Origin of the sequence: Halomonas sp. 5021 (genome assembly GCF_036663435.1) — a bacterium.
In the GTDB taxonomy this organism is placed as follows: Bacteria; Pseudomonadota; Gammaproteobacteria; order Pseudomonadales; family Halomonadaceae; genus Vreelandella; species Vreelandella janggokensis.
The window spans coordinates 123,065-139,476 of the sequence record NZ_JAXOVU010000001.1 but is presented as its reverse complement, the minus strand read 5'-3'; the positions used below and the strand labels follow the sequence as shown (position 1 = coordinate 139,476).

Genomic DNA, 16,412 nt, shown 5'->3' with positions numbered 1-16,412 from the left:
CCTGATGGCAGCTGCCGACAACAGCGCAACACGAACGCTATACGCCCGCCATTTGGCGAAAAGCTACAAGCGCCGACGCGTCGTAAAAGACATCAACCTGGATATCTCACAAGGCAGCATCGTCGGTTTGCTCGGCCCCAACGGCGCCGGTAAAACCACTTCATTCTACATGATTGTCGGCCTGGTCAAGGCAGATGCAGGCAGCGTCGGGATTGATAGCCTGGACCTTTCCCGAGCACCCATGCACGAGCGCGCCAAGGCAGGCATTGGCTATTTGCCCCAGGAGGCGTCGATCTTTCGCAAACTCTCCGTCGCCGACAACATCATGGCCATTTTACAAACCCGTCACGACCTGGATCGAGCCGGACGCGAAGCACGCCTGGAAACACTCCTGGAAGAGTTCCACATTACCCACATCCGCGACAATATGGGCATGAGCCTTTCCGGAGGCGAACGGCGCCGCGTCGAGATCGCCCGGTCCCTCGCGACAGAGCCTGCGTTCATCCTGCTTGATGAGCCTTTCGCAGGTGTAGACCCCATCTCCGTGGGCGATATCAAGTCGATCATCCGCGCCTTGAAGGAGCGAGGTATTGGCGTATTGATTACCGATCATAACGTGCGTGAAACGCTGGATATTTGCGATGTGGCGTATATCGTCGGCGACGGGCATATTATCGCCAGCGGTTCGCCGGCCGCTATTCTTGACAACCAGGAGGTGCGTGACGTTTACCTAGGTGCTGATTTCCGTCTCTAAAGCCAGCAATGGCATATTTATTGCCGATGGCATACTTATTGCACTTGCACCCAAACACAACTCGCACTAGGGTGGATGCTTTCCGATAAACGAGTGGTTCTCAGATGGTCATGAAAGCTTCTCTTCAACTGCGGATCGGCACTCAGCTCACCATGACACCCCAGCTGCAGCAGGCAATTGCCCTGCTACAGCTATCAACGCTCGATTTACGCCAGGAAATCCAGCAAGCGCTTGACGCCAACCCCATGCTCGAGCAGGAAGATGAGTTCAGCGAAAGCGAGCAAGCTGACAGCGAGCCGGAAGCAAGCGAGTGGGCAGATAGCATTCCCAAGGAGCTATCCGTCGATAGCGACTGGTCAGATACCTATCAGGATACGATGGGCAGTGGCAGCACAAGTAGCGAGGGACCTGACTTCGAGCGCCAGGCCACCGGGCAAACGCTGCATGGCCACCTCCTCTGGCAACTCGCCATGACCGATTTGAGCCAACGTGAACAGTTGGTGGCCGAGAGCCTGATTGACGCACTGGATGCTAACGGTTATCTCACCCAGCCCCTTGCCGATATCCGCGAAGGACTGCGAGACCAGGGCGTGGAAGGCCTCAGCCAGCGCGAGGTTGAGACCATTCTACTGCGACTGCAACAGTTCGAGCCCACCGGCATCTTCGCCCGCGATCTTCGCGAATGCCTGATGCTTCAGCTCGCCGCACTACCCGGTGATACACCGCTGCTGATTCCTGCGCGGCGTCTGGTTCGCCAGTTCCTTGAAGCGCTGGGTAAAAATGATCAGCGCCTCCTCAAGCGAAGACTCGGCCTGGACGATGCGCAACTCGATGACGTCATCCAACTGATCAGAAGCCTGGACCCGCGCCCCGGCAGCGTTTACAGCGCCACTGACGATAGCTACGTGATTCCCGACCTGGTGGTTCGCCACGATAACGAAGGCTGGCACCTCGAACTCAACCCAGAGGCCTTACCCAAGCTCAGGATTCAACCCGACTACGCTAGCCTGATCAAGCGCGCCGACAAGAGTCATGATAACCAGTTCCTCAAGGATCACTTGCAGGAAGCCCGCTGGCTGATCAAAAGCCTCTCCAGCCGCAACGACACCCTGTTACGCGTCGGCCGCGAAATCATCACTCGCCAGATCGGCTTTCTCGAACACGGCGAAGAGGCCATGAAACCGCTTATACTGGCCGATATTGCCGATGCGGTAGAGATGCATGAGTCGACCATCTCTCGCGTCACCACCCAGAAGTTCATCCATACACCGCGGGGCATTTTCGAGCTTAAATACTTCTTTTCCAGCCAGATCAGTGGCCAGGACGGCGACAGCCACTCCAGCACGGCCATTCGCGCTCGTCTCAAAAAACTGATTCAGGAAGAACCCCCCGGCAAACCTTTGTCAGATAGCCGTCTGGTCACCCTGCTGGAGGAAGCCGGCATCCACGTGGCACGTCGCACGGTTGCCAAATACCGCGAAGGCATGGGCATCCCTTCGTCCAGCGAACGGCGTCGCTTACGTTAAGCAAACGGAAACTCAACACAAGGGCTTTGCTTAACGCCAAAAAGGGTTACAATCGAAGGACAGTCCGACGGATAAGGAGTACGTCAATGCAAGTCAATATCACCGGTCATCATGTAGATCTGACTGACGCCTTGCGTGACTATGTCAACGAAAAGCTGGAACGCGTTGAGCGCCATTACGACAACATCACCACCGTGCAGGTAACGCTCTCGGTCGAAAAAGAGCGCCAACAGGCCGCCTGCACACTCCACGCTGCTGGGGCTGACTTGCATGCTGAGGCCCTCGATAATGACATGTACGCCGCCATCGACGCCCTGGCGGACAAGATTGATCGACAGCTCGTTAAGCATAAGGAAAAAGCACAAGCCCGCGCCCAGGGCGCAGGTGTGCGTTAATTCAATGACGTTGGCCACAATCCTCCCCCCGGAACGCGTTCTCTACGATGTGCCCGGGGGCAGCAAAAAACGGGTGCTGGAGTTTTTCAGCACCTTTATCGCACAAAACATTCCCAGCCTCGACAGCCAGGAAGTGTTCAGCCGTTTGATTGGTCGTGAACGCCTCGGCAGTACGGGGATTGGCAACGGCGTGGCGATTCCCCATGCTCGAAGCCCGCACTGTGATTCACCTATCGCCGGCTTTCTCAAACTCAATGAAGCGGTCGACTTTGACGCCATTGATGGCGACCCGGTTGACTTGGTGTTTGTTCTTCTCGTGCCTGAAGAAGCCGACGACACCCACCTCGCACTGCTGGGACAAGTTGCTTCCATCATGAATGATGCCGACACGCGCCAGCAGCTACGTAAGTCGGGTAGTCAACGTGAATTGCTGGACCTCATCTCCGCCAAGATACGCGACCAGGCGGCCAGCCTTTAATAGGTCGGCACGTAATGAACCGTCCTGACCAAGGGGCGTTTATCCAAGTCGCTTGACCGCAAGCAAGAGAGCCTTCATGCAACTCGTCATTATTAGTGGCCGATCGGGGTCAGGCAAATCGATAGCCTTACAGGCACTGGAAGATCTGGGTTATTACGCCATTGATAACCTGCCCGCCATGCTATTGGACTCGCTGGTGGATGAGTTGCGTGATCAGGGTGATCGCTCCCACTTGGCTGTCAGCATTGATGCACGCAATCTGCCAGGCGCACTTGCCAAACTTCCAGAACTGCTCAAAGAGCTTCGACAGCGGACCATCAAGTGCCAGATCGTGTATCTCACCACCGACGCACGTATTTTACTGGAGCGCTATTCAGCCACTCGCAGGCGGCATCCGCTCACGCGCAACAGCAGTCTCACGCTAGAAGAAGCCATCGACAAAGAAGAGCAAACGCTGCACGAGATACGCGATCTGGCCGATTTGACCATCGACACAACGCGGCTTTCAGTCCATGACCTTCGTCGGCGCATCACCGACCAGGTCGCCCATCAGCGGCGCGATGAGCTAACGCTGACCTTCGAGTCCTTCGGCTATAAGCGCGGCGTTCCGCTGGATGCCGATATTGTCTTTGATGTCCGTTGCCTGCCAAACCCCTACTGGGACCCTGTGCTACGAGGCTCCACTGGCCGCGATGCCGACATCATTGCGTTTTTATCCAGCTACCCACTGGTCGATGACATGACCAGCGATATTCAGGCATGGCTTGAACGCTGGCTACCCGCCTACCAGCATAGCCAGCGCAGCTACATGACCATTGCGATCGGCTGTACCGGCGGTCAGCATCGCTCCGTGTATATGGCTGAACAACTGGCGCAACGCATCGCCAGCCAACAGGGCGAAGTAAAATTACGCCACCGCGAGCTAGGCTTGCAGTACACGGTTAACGCGCCGCTTTAAGTTCGAGCCACATTGACCCGCTATCGCGAAGACCCTCATAGCCAAAAGGAACCAGGGTGCCAGAACGTAGACTTACCCTCACTAACCAACGCGGTCTTCACGCGCGGGCCGCCACGAAGCTTGTGCAGTGCAGTCAGCAATTTGACGCCAACGTACGCATTTGCAAACAGCAACAGGAAGCCGATGCCGCCAATATCATGGCACTACTGATGCTAGCGGCGCCCTGTGGCACGGAGCTATGCATCAAGGCAGAAGGCGATGACGCCGAACAGGCGTTGGATGCCATTCAATCGCTGTTCGACGCCCGCTTTGACGAAGACAAGTAAAGCCCTGCCTTCAACGCTTGGTTAGTTACCGGCGATGGTCATGCCATCAATCAACCAGCTACCGGAATGGATACTACCCCGGCGGTCGATATCATCTCCCACGCCTACCAGGCCTCCGAACATACGCTCCAGGTTGCCCGCAATGGTGAACTCCTCGATCGGGTATTGAACCACGCCTTTCTCGACCCAGAAACCGGCCGCACCACGGGAATAATCGCCGGTCACGCCATTGATTCCCTGCCCCATCAGCTCAGTCACCCAGACACCAGTGCCCATTTGCTCGAACAGGGCTGCCGGGCTGGATAACGGCGCGGTAATGCGCAAATTGCGCGCGCCGCCAGCATTACCCGTGGTACTCATTCCCAAACGCCGTGCGCTGTAGGAGGACAACATATAGCTTGCAATCTGGCCGTTTTCGATAAAGCGGTTGTTGCGCGTTTGAACACCTTCTCCGTCGAAGGGTGAGCTCGCCGTCGCGCCGATTTCCATGGGTCGTTCTTCCAGGCTGAACCAATCGGGAAACAGCGCGGTATCGAGTCGATCACACAGAAATGAGGCCTGACGGTATAGCGCACCGCCTGCCAGCGCGCCCATCAGATGGCCCACCAGACCACTGGCCAGACTTGGATCGAACAACACCGGATACGTACCGGTAGGCGGCCGTTTGGCCCCCAGCCGACGCAACGTACGTCTCGCCGCTTCGCGGCCTACCGTCGCCGGGTCGGTTAACTGCCCAGGATCACGTGCCGAGGTATAGTCCATGTCGCGCTGCATGCCTTGCTCGTCTTCGGCAATCAACATGCAGGAAAGCGAATGTCGGCTACCTTTTTGGGTACCGATGAAGCCATGGCTGTTGGCGTACACCCTCACGCCTTCACCGCTGGACAACGATGCCCCGTCCGACTGGGTAATCCCCGTTACGTCCCGTCCTGCCTGCTCACAGGCCAAGGCCAGCTCGATCGCCTGGTCAGTGGTTAACGCCCAGGGGTGATGGACTTTCAGATCCGGGATATCGGTCGCCATGAGCGCCGCATCAGCAAGACCTGCCGACGGGTCCTCCCCCGTATAGCGGGCAATCCCCAGGGCCTTTTCGACGGTTGCCTGAAGCGAGGCCTCGCTGGCATCAGTGGATGATGCGCTACCCTTGCGCTGCCCCACATATACGGTGATGGCAATCCCCTGGTCACGGGAAAGCTCAACGGTTTCCACTTCGCCCTGGCGGACACTGACGCCAATTCCCTGATCAACACTTGCGCCCACTTCAGCGGCATCTGCCCCCATCCGTTTGGCCATTGCCAGCGCGCTTTCAGCGCGAAGAGTGAGCAGTGCCTGCTGGGCAGATGCGTCGAACGCTTGTGCCATACAATCTCCTTAACCACCGACATGGTCGGTAGATCAATATTGAGCATCGCAGCCTGATATAATAAGACCACGAATTCTGTTGATGAGAACCTACGATGCCAAAACAACGCCCCGAGCCCCTAGACGACGGCATGGCAGAGCGCCCCAGCAAGTCCCAGTTGAAGCGCGAAATGCATGCGCTTCAAGCATTGGGGGAAACACTGATTGCCATGCAACCCGCCGAGCGGGCGCGTTTCCCGCTATCCGATGACATGCTGCGTGCCATCGACGAAACCGCTCGCATTCGTTCCCATGAAGGGCGCCGTCGGCATATGCAGTACGTCGGCAAATTAATTCGCAAGGAAGACCTTGCCGCCATTCAGGCCGTGTTCGACAACATCGAACAAGAAAAGCAGCAGCGCGACCATGCGTTTCATCGACTTGAAAAATGGCGTGACCGGCTAATTGATGAAGGGGACCCGGCCGCTGAGCAGTGGCTCAACGAGCACCCGGACACCGACCTTCAAACCCTTCGCCAGTTGATTCGCAACGCCAGACGCGAGCGTGATCAGGACAAGCCACCCACCAGTGCTCGCAAGCTTTTCAAGTTTTTACGCAATACCGCTGAGCTGTAATTTTTTAAGACTGCGTGCCGCCGACGGTCAGCTCGTCAACTTTCAACGTCGGCTGACCAACCCCCACCGGCACGCCCTGGCCTTCTTTGCCGCAAACACCAATGCCGGTATCCAGCGCCATGTCATGGCCGATCATCGAGACACGGCTCATGGCGTCAGGGCCATTTCCGATCAGCGTCGCGCCTTTAACCGGCGCTGTCACGCGGCCATCTTCAATTAAATAGGCTTCGCTGGCGGAGAACACGAATTTACCTGAGGTGATATCGACCTGGCCGCCACCAAAGCTCACGGCGTAAATACCCCGCTTGACGCTCTTGATGATGTCGTCTGGCTCGTCATGCCCCGCGAGCATGACGGTGTTGGTCATTCGCGGCATCGGCAAATGGGCAAACGACTCGCGCCTGGCGTTGCCAGTGGGCGCCATACCCATCAGACGAGCATTGAGCTTGTCTTGCATATAGCCAGTCAGCACGCCGTCTTCGATCAACGAGGTGTACTGCCCTGGCGTGCCCTCATCGTCGACGCTGAGCGAACCACGCCCATCGCGTAACGTGGCATCATCCACCACGGTAACGCCTTTTGAGGCCACACGCTGGCCCATCCGCCCGGCAAACGCCGAACTTCCCTTACGATTGAAATCTCCCTCCAGGCCATGACCGACGGCTTCGTGAAGTAAAATACCCGGCCACCCGGCCCCCAAGACCACCGGCATTTGCCCGGCGGGGGCATCGACCGCCTCAAGGTTGACCAGCGCCTGACGCACGGCCTCTTTGGCGTAGCGCTCCGAGACCTGCTCATCGCGCAGCCGCGACATTGAATAACGCCCGCCCCCACCGGCACTGCCGCGTTCGCGACGGCCGTTCTTGACGGCAATCACACTGACATTGAAGCGCACCAATGGACGAATATCCGTCGCTAGCGTGCCGTCACTGGCCCGTACCAGCACCACTTCGTAGGTGCCGGAGAGCGACGCGCTCACTTGAGTGACGCTGGGGTCGGCCGCACGGGCAATACGGTCAGCATCTTTCAGCATGGCGACTTTTTCGTCAGCACTCAGCCCGGCCAGCGGGTCGATGCCAGCATAGTAGGACGCAGCCGTCACCGGCTTGACCGCCTGTCCGGTCAATTGCTTGCCACTGCGCACGATACCGGCTGCCGTTCGTCCGGTATCCATCAACGCATCGGCGGTGATCTGGTTGGAATAGGCAAAGCCGGTTTTCTCGCCTGCCAGCGCGCGTACGCCGACGCCGCCATCGATGTTGTAGCTTGCCTCTTTAACCTCTCCATCTTCCAGTACCCAGCCCTCTTCCCAGGAGCGCTGAAAATAAAGGTCAGCATAGTCGACCCCGGCGCCCATGGCGTAACCCAGGCCGCTGTCCAAGGCGTCAATATCCAGTCCGCCCGGGGTGAGCAGAATCGAAACGGCGGTTTGTAAGTCGTTAGTGTCTGCGGTCATCGAGAACCTTCTAAAGTCACTTGCGGCGAGGCCCATGGCCCCTCCACACGGTAATAAATTGTGGTCACCTGATCCAAGGCGTCGCCGAATAGTTGGTCGGCCAGGAACAACGCGCCGCCTACCACGGGCGCTCCGATAGCGAGCGCCGCCATTGGTAAGCTTTGGCTTACCGGTAATGCGACGCCAAGGCGTTGATCAAGTTCACGGTTCACCAAATCAACGTCTCCACTAAGCGATAACGTGGCGGCAGGCGCCTCTATTTGCAATGGCCCCCGCAGCATGAGCTGACCATTGGCGATGTCGGCAGCTCCGTGGACACGATCAAACGCCGTGCCTTGACCTGTTACGTCGGAAAAATCCAGCCGCAAACGCCGCAAGATATTGTCGAAGTTTAGCAGCCCTACCAGGCGTGCCGGTGCCGATTCCAGGGTAAGAAAACGACCATCGCGGATGTCGGTGGTCATCTCCCCTCCTGCCTTGGCGAGATCCAACTGCCATGGGGCGCCGGGCCAGGCAAGCGCGGCATCCACCCGGGTACTGCGGCTGCGCATGGCCACCGGCTGGTCAAGACGTTCAAGCGCGGTGGCAATATTGCCACCCTTGATCGACACGTCCGTACGCGTCCGACTGGTGGCGCTCCCCCCCTCCCAATGCAGCGAACCGGCGGCGGTGAGCTGCCCCAGCGTCAAGCCGACGGGCTCCAGCGAAAAGCCGTTACCATCGGCATGCCAGAACGCCGTTAAAGGGCCCATTCGCTTGCCGTCGAGCAACATCTCGGACAGACGCAAACGGCCATCAGGAACATCCGCCAGCCATTCGGGCAAAGCCATTGGAGTCGATGCTTCAGGTGTCGTTGTCTGAACGGATTCGGTCCAGGAAGTCGGCATAGGCGCCGTTGTCTGCTCCCGACCATCCCTCGTCGCCGCCTCCACAATGGGGTCCAGGGAGAGCTGAGTGAGCGCGATATCCAAGGACCTCGGCCCAGCGGGGCGGTACTCAACCTGCCCCCTCACCACATCGCTGTCGACCATCAGCGACACCTTGCTGTCACGCAGGCTGCCCTCAGCGGTACCACCTCCCAGGCAAGCCTGCTTATAGACCACGCAGGACGTGGCGATATTCAGCGAAAGCGGCGGGAGTGTTGACATTGACGTATCGCCAGCGTCTGCCGCGTCGCTGCCCCGAACAAGGGGGGATAACGCCCTTTGCCAGGCGGCGATGTCCAGCCGTTCAACCTCGGCAGCCAGCTGCCAGCCAGGCGTTTGCCGCCAGCCCGACGTACGACGAGAAGCTTCACCCAGGCGTACGCTGCCAGCAAGCTCGCCGACGGTAGACTGGATATGTAAATCGGCGATATCGGCTAGGCGGCTCTGAATACGTAACGGCTCAAGGTCCGCCGTTAGTGTCCAGGGCCATGCCTGTTGGGCACTCTTGGCAAAGGGAGCGGGCAGCTTGACGGCCATGCCTTGCCAATCACTTTCCAACACCAACTTGGGCGTGGGCGATAGGACCAGTTCCCCCTGCCAGGATGACCGACCTTCGACAAGCGACCTCGCCGCTTCAGGGCTAAGCCCTGCCAACCCCAGCAACCCGCGAGCCGATGCGTTGCCCTGAAGCGCCACGCTGTCTTCCCGGGTATCAATCGCCGCCTGAATCACGCCATCCAATAGTTGCCCATTCAATTGGCCAACCAGTGCGCTTTGCTTGCCTTGTTGCTGCCAGCTAATCTGGCCCTGCAATGCCTCGATGCGCTCGGCAAGGGCACCATAGCCTACCTGCATGCTTCTGGGTTCGGCGTTGACTTCCAGAGTTAGATCGCCTTCCTTTTCCAGCGACAAGGCAAGTGCCACGTCTCCATCAATATCGCCCTGGAGCTCCAGGGCGTTGATGTCAGGGGTATCGATATCGGGCATCGCCGACAAGAACGCCAGCGCGTTTTGCCCGCTTGCCTGCCACTGGCCTGACAAGTTCAGCACATCGTCCTGTAACCGAACGGCACCATCGCTAAGCACTACGCCTTGTGTTTGCCCACGCTCCACCTCAGCCAACAGGCGGCCATTTTGCCACTTCAAGCGACCGGCCAAATCCTCAATCTGCGGCCAGCCAGGGGCCATAGGCAAGTGTCCATCGCGTAGTGTCAGTTCCAGGGTGGACGTTAACGCATCGTCGCCAACGTCATCGCCGAAAGGCTGGCTGAGCTTTAATGCGCCCTGGGTGACATAGCCCCCCACATCGTTACTCAGCCACTCGCGCAATTCCGGCTCTAGTGCCTTCATTGGCACCCACTGCGCGAGCGGGCTATCAAGGGCATCGACATCCTGAAAATCAATATCCAGGCCGAAATGCCCACGATCAGCATCGGTGACTAGTCCAAAACCTCCGGTGACGCGTGCGCCATCCCAGTCGAGGGCGATATCCCGCCCGCTGACTAATGCCCGAGGGCCATCGTAAACCCACTCCACCTGCCCTGTGGCATGCTGTAACTGCATGGGGGCATCAAAGAGTTCTGGAAAGTAAAGAGTGCTTTCGCGTTGGTTGGCAAACTGAACGCGCCCCCTGAAATCACGCGCCTGTACCCAGGCATCCAAGGGACCACCTCCGGGTGCCTGCTCCCAGGGCAACACTTCGAGGTTGCTGATGGCCGCATCAACGCCCCACTCACCGTTCTTCTGACCAATACGGAATCCTTGCACCTGACCACGCGGAGCGAGCGTTTGTAATACGCGGGTCACCGACTCCGGCATCAGTACATAATCGCGCCATGCGGCAAGTGACGCCAGCTCAAAGGGGCTGGTGCGCATTTCCCAATCATTGGGCTGGTGCGTCAGGTACCAATGCCGGGGCAGCGCGGGGCCCTCACTGACGCCCGCGGGCTGTGCCCACTCGACATTTTCCGCATCACCACTTAGCCAGGCTTCGCCACCATTGCCATTGCGTTGCCACTGGCCCAAGGCTTCTACATTTCGCAATATGGCGCGTTGTACATCGTGGCTCAGTATCAACTGGGGTATATCAACGCCCACACGCGCTCGGTCCAGCTGGCCTTTGTACCACTGCCCCCAAAGACGCGCGTCCCCCCCCGCCTGGGTAATCTTGGGGACATACTCGGGACGTATGACATCCGCCAGGAGAGCCAGATTGTCAAGTTGAACATCTACGCTCAATGCCGCCGAGAAGTCTCGATAGCCGTCCTCCCCCGGAGAAACCTCCGCCTGCAGAAACGCCACCGGCAATGGCCTTGAAGGCTCACCTTCCGTCTGATCAATAATATTAATACTGCCTTCAAACTGAGTGTGCTCTTCATCCCCCCCCAGCAATAGTGTCGGCGCATGTAAATCGACCGTATTATCCTCACCGTGCAGCACCAGGCGCGTATCTTCCACGCTCAGCCGTTGGCGGAGCAGAATACCCGTCCAGCGATCCAGCGCGGTTAAATTGATATCAGGCTGGGCTTCCATCACAGGCAGTTTGGCAGGAGCTGGCCACTCCCATCTATCACTGAAGAGACGATAAAGGTGGAATTCAGTGCCACGAATATCAGCCTCATTGAAAATAGGCGCGCGCGCCTTGAGCGATGCCCAGACATCCAATCGAAGCGTTGCTCGGGCCAGCTTGAACAGGGGATAGCCATTGGGGGTCTGGGCGCTGACATCGCCCACCATGAGTTCGATATCATTACGCTGAAGGGCGAGCGTCAGCTGCTCAATGTGAACCGGAACGCCAAGCTGGGACTCCAGAAATGCTTCAACGCGGGGCGTCAGTGCATCCGCCTGACTCATCGCCAAGCGCACTAACAGCAGCATAACCGCCAGCGCACCAAGCCACCACGCTGCGATTCTCAACGCAATACGCACCACTGGACGAATCGTCATGGATCACATCAACACAATATCGTACTGCTCTTGAGAATAGTGCTGTTCCACCTGAAAGCGTATCGTCTTATTTATAAATCCTTCCAAGTCCGCAACGGCAGCTGACTCTTCGTCCAATAAACGATCAACCACCGGTTGGGAAGCCAACACCATATACATCTCGGCACTGTAAGCGCGCTCTTCACGAAGAATCTCGCGGAAAATCTCGTAGCACACGGTCTCGGGGGTTTTGAGAGTGCCTCTACCACTGCAGGTAGGGCATGCTTCGCACAGTGTTTGTTCAAGACTTTCCCGGGTACGCTTACGGGTCAGTTGCACCAGGCCAAGCTCGGTGACACCGGTGCATTTTGTCTTCGCATGGTCACGTTCCAGCGCCTTTTCCAGCACGCGCAGCACTTGTCGCTGGTGTTCGACATCTTCCATATCGATAAAGTCGATAATGATGATGCCGCCCAGATTGCGCAGGCGTAACTGCCGGGCGATCGATGTTGCCGCCTCCAGATTGGTCTTGAAGATGGTTTCTTCCAGATTGCGGTGCCCTACATAAGCACCGGTGTTGACATCGATGGTGGTCATTGCCTCGGTAGGGTCAATCACCAAATAGCCACCCGACTTCAACTGCACTCTACGGCCAAGTGCTTTCTGAATCTCGTCTTCGACGCTGTACAGGTCAAAAATGGGTCGCTCGCCAGGATAATACTCAATACGGTCCACCGCGTCGGGCATGAACTCCTCGGCAAACTCCACCAGCCTGACAAAATTTTCACGGGAATCGATGCGGATTTTTTCGATATCATCGCGCATCACATCGCGTAAGGTGCGCATGAACAGGGGCAGGTCATCATATATGACTGTTGCGGGCGCCGCCGAAATTTTACGCTCGCTGACCTTGCGCCATAGCCGCAGCAAAAAATGCATATCGCCGATAAGCTCTTCATCGCCCACCCCTTCAGCCGCGGTACGCACGATAAAGCCGCCGTTTACATCCAGCGTTTGCTCGCCGATGCTGTTATCCAGTAATGCCTTTAAACGCTCACGCTCACGCTCGTCTTCAATGCGCTGGGAAACACCGTGGTGGGGCGAATCGGGCATGTAGACCAGATAGCGCGAGGGAACCGAAAGATGCGTGGTCAACCGCGCCCCTTTACTGCCGATCGGGTCCTTGGTGACCTGCACGACCAACGCCTGGCCTTCATGCAGCAGTTGGCCAATGGTCTGCTGCTCGTCAACGGAGGTACCAGGGGCCATCACTTCCTGGGCATGGATAAAGGCGGCACGTTCGAGGCCAATATCGACAAAGGCAGCCTGCATTCCAGGCAGCACTCGTACCACCTTGCCTTTGTAGATATTGCCGACGATGCCGCGCCGACGGGAACGCTCGATGAGCGCCTCTTGCAATACGCCGTTTTCGACCAGCGCCACGCGGGTCTCCATCGGCGTCAAATTAATCAGAACCTCACCGCTCATGCAAAAATCCTTGTGGGTTTACGCGGGTAAATATCCATCCCATAACGGTACCCCCTGACGACGCAGCAAGCACGCTGTTTCAAAAAGCGGCAGCCCCACCACTGCCGAGTGACTGCCTTCAATCCCGGCTACAAACACCGACGCCAATCCCTGTATCGCATAACCGCCGGCCTTGTCCTCTGGCTCAGTTGTTTGCCAGTAGGCCGCTATTTCTACTTCACTGATGTCACGCAACGTCACGCGGGTGGTCACACCACACGTCAACACGCCTTGGGGGCCGGTGACAGCGACACCGGTCAGTACCTGGTGCTCGCGCCCCGAGAGCTGGCGTAACATCCAGGCGGCATGCTGCTGACTCTCGGGCTTGCCTAGAATCCGCCCATCCACGACCACCGCCGTGTCGGCGCCTAATGTGGGTAGTGGCGTCAGGGCTGCCGCCGCTTGCGCCTTGGCCTTTGCCAAGCGTTCCACATAGCCCTCAGCGGACTCATTGGCTAACGGTGTTTCATCGATGTCGCAGGGCTGCACCTGCACCGCCACGCCGATCGATGCGAGCAGCGCGCGGCGTCGTGGTGATGCGGATGCCAAGCACAACACCGGCTCTGATTCCAACGCCATATCAGCTCCACGTCGATTTTCAGGCCGCCTTACCTGTTGTTAGCGGGCAAGGCGGCGCTGCAGGGCGGAAAACATCGTCGCAAGCCAAGGCCACAACGCGGCGCTGACCACCGACGAGGTTAAAAACGCCAGATGAATAGAGAAATCTCCCACCAGGCTGCGCAACCACTGGTCGACCAGCTGGACGAGCCCCAGCAGCACCAGCACCAGCAACGCCTGCTGGAGCAGTGAGTAGGCACGAAAACGGGCATAGACAAGTGCGCACAGAAACGCCAGCAAAGAGAACATGATGGCGTGATGACCCAGAGGGGTTCCCTCGATCAAATCCAGCAGAATACCTAGCACAAAGCCGTGGAACACCCCCACTTGATCGGGCTCGCGCATACACCAATAAATCATCATCAAGCCCAGCCACTCGGGTCGGAACACCTGCCACTCATCACCCAGCGGCATCACCTGCAGACACAGCGCCATCAGCAAGGTCAACCACACCACCACCAAAGGCGTTACCGGAACGCGGGGCATCAGGGCACCTCCTGGGAAGATGATTCATCGTCAGGGTTTGCCACCTGGTGAGCACTGCGTAACGCGTCGACCGAGACTCGCAGAGAGTCATCCCAATATTGCTCATCAGGCAGTTTTTGGGGCGGGGGGGAAAGCAACAGAAAATAGCGCGAGCGTTTCAACTGAGCCGTGGGCTCTGCGGTAACCTGAGCAAACGGCTGTCCAGGGTCATGCGCAACCTTGGTGACCCTGGCAACGGGGTAGCCAGGCGGAAATCGCCCTGCCAAACCCGACGTTGTCAACAAATCGCCTTCGCGGATATCCGCCGTGTTGGGCACATGCAACACATTCACGCGACCATAGCGTCCCGTGCCCTGGACAATGAAACGCAAACCATTGCGATTGACTTGCACCGGCAGGGCATGACTGGCATCGGCGACCAGCAGCACACGACTGGAGTAGGTCGAAACGGCGGTTACCTGACCGACCAGCCCCGTGGCATCAATGACCGGCTGGCCCACATAGGCACCATGGCGATGCCCGCGATCCACCACCATCTGATGACTGAAGGGGTCATTGTCGAGAGACAGCAGTTCCGCGGTCATAAAGGGGATATCGCGCTGCTGGGCAGCGCCTAGCAAACGGCGTAATTCAGCATTTTCCTTGGTGAGGTTTGCCATTTGCTGCCCACGGTGGGACAGCGTCAGAATTTGCTCACGCAGGCGCTGATTCTCATCAACGAGCGCTTGCTGGTCTGAAAACGCCAACGACCCCCAATCCAGAAGCCGGCTGGGAACGCCCACCACCCACTGGATGGGGGCTACCACCACTGACATCTGGGCGCGCACGTTTTCCATACGCGTAAAACGCTGGTCGGCAAACATCAACGCACTGGCAATCAGCACGCAGAAAAATAGCCGATATCCCGGTAAAGGACCATGCGAAAACAGCGGTTTAATAGGCAAATCCCCCGCAATTAACCGCTGCGATTAGTCGCTCGACAGCAACTCAAAAGTGTGCTGATCTATCATTTCGAGCGCCTTGCCCCCGCCGCGCGCTACACAGGTCAGCGGATCTTCCGCCACGATCACGGGCAACCCGGTTTCCTCAGCGATCAGCTTGTCGATATCACGCAGCAACGCGCCACCACCGGTCAGCACCAGTCCCCGCTCGGCGATATCAGACGCCAGTTCGGGAGGTGATTGCTCCAGCGCATTTTTTACCGCTGCGACAATTGAGCCCAGTGTCTCTTGCAGTGCTTCGAGAATTTCGTGGGAATTGAGCGTAAAGCTGCGCGGAATCCCTTCAGCCAGGTTACGCCCGCGCACATCGATCTCGCGAAGCTCGCCACCAGGATAAGCGCAGCCAATTTCTTCCTTAATACGCTCAGCCGTCGCTTCGCCAATCAAGCTGCCGTAATGACGGCGCACGTAGGCAATAATCGCTTCGTCGAAGCGGTCGCCACCCACGCGGATAGATTCAGAATAGACAATACCGTTGAGCGAAATAATCGCAATTTCGGTGGTACCACCGCCGATATCCACGACCATCGAGCCTTGCGCTTCTTCCACGGGAAGCCCGGCACCTATTGCCGCTGCCATGGGCTCCTCGATCAGATCCACCCGACGTGCGCCAGCCCCTTCGGCTGACTCGCGAATCGCGCGGCGCTCCACCTGTGTCGCCATATAGGGGATGCACACCAGAACGCGCGGGCTGGGTGTAATGAAGGTGCTTTGATGCACTTTACGGATAAAATGCTGAAGCATTTGCTCGGTGACGGTAAAGTCAGCAATGACGCCGTCTTTCATCGGGCGAATAGCCGTAATATTACCCGGCGTACGCCCCAGCATGCGTTTAGCATCGGCACCTACTGCCGCGACGCTTCGCATATTACCGGATTGACGGATAGCAACGACGGATGGCTCGTCAAGGACGATGCCACGACCGCGTACGTAAATCAGTGTGTTGGCCGTACCCAGGTCGATCGATAGATCGCTGGAAAACAGCCCCCTCAGACGTTTGAACATGGATGTTGATACCTAGTGCAGACTGGGAACCCTGTGCGGATGCAAACGGTATCAC

Annotated in this window: 15 protein-coding genes; 7 read left to right on the top strand and 8 right to left on the bottom strand. The window is 57.9% G+C overall.

Going from position 1 to position 16,412, the window contains the following annotated elements:
• Positions 1 to 4 precede the first annotated feature (4 nt).
• The 6 genes from lptB to R3F64_RS00605 all read left to right on the top strand — a co-directional run bounded on the left by lptB (position 5) and on the right by R3F64_RS00605 (position 4,437).
• A complete protein-coding gene (gene lptB / locus R3F64_RS00630; RefSeq protein ID WP_264823293.1) occupies positions 5 to 754 on the top strand; it encodes an LPS export ABC transporter ATP-binding protein in 750 nt (249 codons plus the stop codon).
• Positions 755 to 858: 104 nt separating this feature from the next.
• Complete coding sequence (locus R3F64_RS00625) at positions 859 to 2,280, top strand: RNA polymerase factor sigma-54 (protein WP_199283474.1); 1,422 nt, start codon at positions 859 to 861, stop codon at positions 2,278 to 2,280.
• 86 nt (positions 2,281 to 2,366) lie between these two features.
• A complete protein-coding gene (gene hpf, locus R3F64_RS00620) occupies positions 2,367 to 2,675 on the top strand; it encodes a ribosome hibernation-promoting factor, HPF/YfiA family (protein WP_009721972.1) in 309 nt (102 codons plus the stop codon).
• 4 nt (positions 2,676 to 2,679) lie between these two features.
• Complete coding sequence (locus tag R3F64_RS00615) at positions 2,680 to 3,153, top strand: PTS sugar transporter subunit IIA (RefSeq protein WP_085917981.1); 474 nt, start codon at positions 2,680 to 2,682, stop codon at positions 3,151 to 3,153.
• Between the two features lie 76 nt (positions 3,154 to 3,229).
• Positions 3,230 to 4,111, top strand: a complete 882-nt coding sequence (rapZ, locus tag R3F64_RS00610) for an RNase adapter RapZ (protein WP_085917980.1) — start codon at positions 3,230 to 3,232, stop codon at positions 4,109 to 4,111.
• A gap of 56 nt (positions 4,112 to 4,167) precedes the next feature.
• Positions 4,168 to 4,437: an HPr family phosphocarrier protein gene (locus tag R3F64_RS00605; RefSeq protein WP_085917979.1), complete on the top strand. Its 270-nt coding sequence runs from the start codon at positions 4,168 to 4,170 to the stop codon at positions 4,435 to 4,437.
• 21 nt (positions 4,438 to 4,458) lie between these two features.
• Here the strand turns inward: R3F64_RS00605 and pmbA are convergent, their stop codons facing one another.
• Entirely contained in the window at positions 4,459 to 5,799 is a 1,341-nt protein-coding gene (pmbA, locus tag R3F64_RS00600; RefSeq protein ID WP_085917978.1) for a metalloprotease PmbA, read from the bottom strand.
• A gap of 95 nt (positions 5,800 to 5,894) precedes the next feature.
• On the opposite strand from pmbA, the gene yjgA reads away from it, so the two are divergent.
• On the top strand, positions 5,895 to 6,413 hold the full coding sequence (gene yjgA / locus R3F64_RS00595; protein ID WP_085917977.1) for a ribosome biogenesis factor YjgA: 519 nt from the start codon (positions 5,895 to 5,897) through the stop codon (positions 6,411 to 6,413).
• A 4-nt stretch (positions 6,414 to 6,417) separates the two neighbouring features.
• Here the strand turns inward: yjgA and tldD are convergent, their stop codons facing one another.
• The 7 genes from tldD to R3F64_RS00560 are packed head-to-tail and all read right to left on the bottom strand — an operon-like array spanning position 6,418 to position 16,357.
• Positions 6,418 to 7,869, bottom strand: coding sequence for a metalloprotease TldD (tldD, locus tag R3F64_RS00590; protein ID WP_085917976.1), 1,452 nt, complete (start codon positions 7,867 to 7,869; stop codon positions 6,418 to 6,420).
• Positions 7,866 to 11,741 carry a YhdP family phospholipid transporter gene (locus R3F64_RS00585; RefSeq protein WP_332609155.1) on the bottom strand — a complete coding sequence of 1,292 codons (3,876 nt, stop codon included), beginning with the start codon at positions 11,739 to 11,741 and terminating at the stop codon, positions 7,866 to 7,868. The genes tldD and R3F64_RS00585 overlap by 4 nt, the downstream gene beginning before the upstream one ends.
• A gap of 3 nt (positions 11,742 to 11,744) precedes the next feature.
• On the bottom strand, positions 11,745 to 13,208 hold the full coding sequence (gene rng / locus R3F64_RS00580) for a ribonuclease G (protein WP_085917974.1): 1,464 nt from the start codon (positions 13,206 to 13,208) through the stop codon (positions 11,745 to 11,747).
• A gap of 18 nt (positions 13,209 to 13,226) precedes the next feature.
• Entirely contained in the window at positions 13,227 to 13,826 is a 600-nt protein-coding gene (locus tag R3F64_RS00575) for a Maf family protein (protein ID WP_085917973.1), read from the bottom strand.
• 39 nt (positions 13,827 to 13,865) lie between these two features.
• Positions 13,866 to 14,351: a rod shape-determining protein MreD gene (mreD, locus tag R3F64_RS00570; protein WP_085917972.1), complete on the bottom strand. Its 486-nt coding sequence runs from the start codon at positions 14,349 to 14,351 to the stop codon at positions 13,866 to 13,868.
• Positions 14,351 to 15,295: a rod shape-determining protein MreC gene (gene mreC / locus R3F64_RS00565; RefSeq protein ID WP_085917971.1), complete on the bottom strand. Its 945-nt coding sequence runs from the start codon at positions 15,293 to 15,295 to the stop codon at positions 14,351 to 14,353. Before mreC ends, mreD begins: the two co-directional genes overlap by 1 nt.
• Before the next feature lie 24 nt (positions 15,296 to 15,319).
• Positions 15,320 to 16,357 carry a rod shape-determining protein gene (locus tag R3F64_RS00560; protein ID WP_066321157.1) on the bottom strand — a complete coding sequence of 346 codons (1,038 nt, stop codon included), beginning with the start codon at positions 16,355 to 16,357 and terminating at the stop codon, positions 15,320 to 15,322.
• Positions 16,358 to 16,412: the final 55 nt, after the last annotated feature.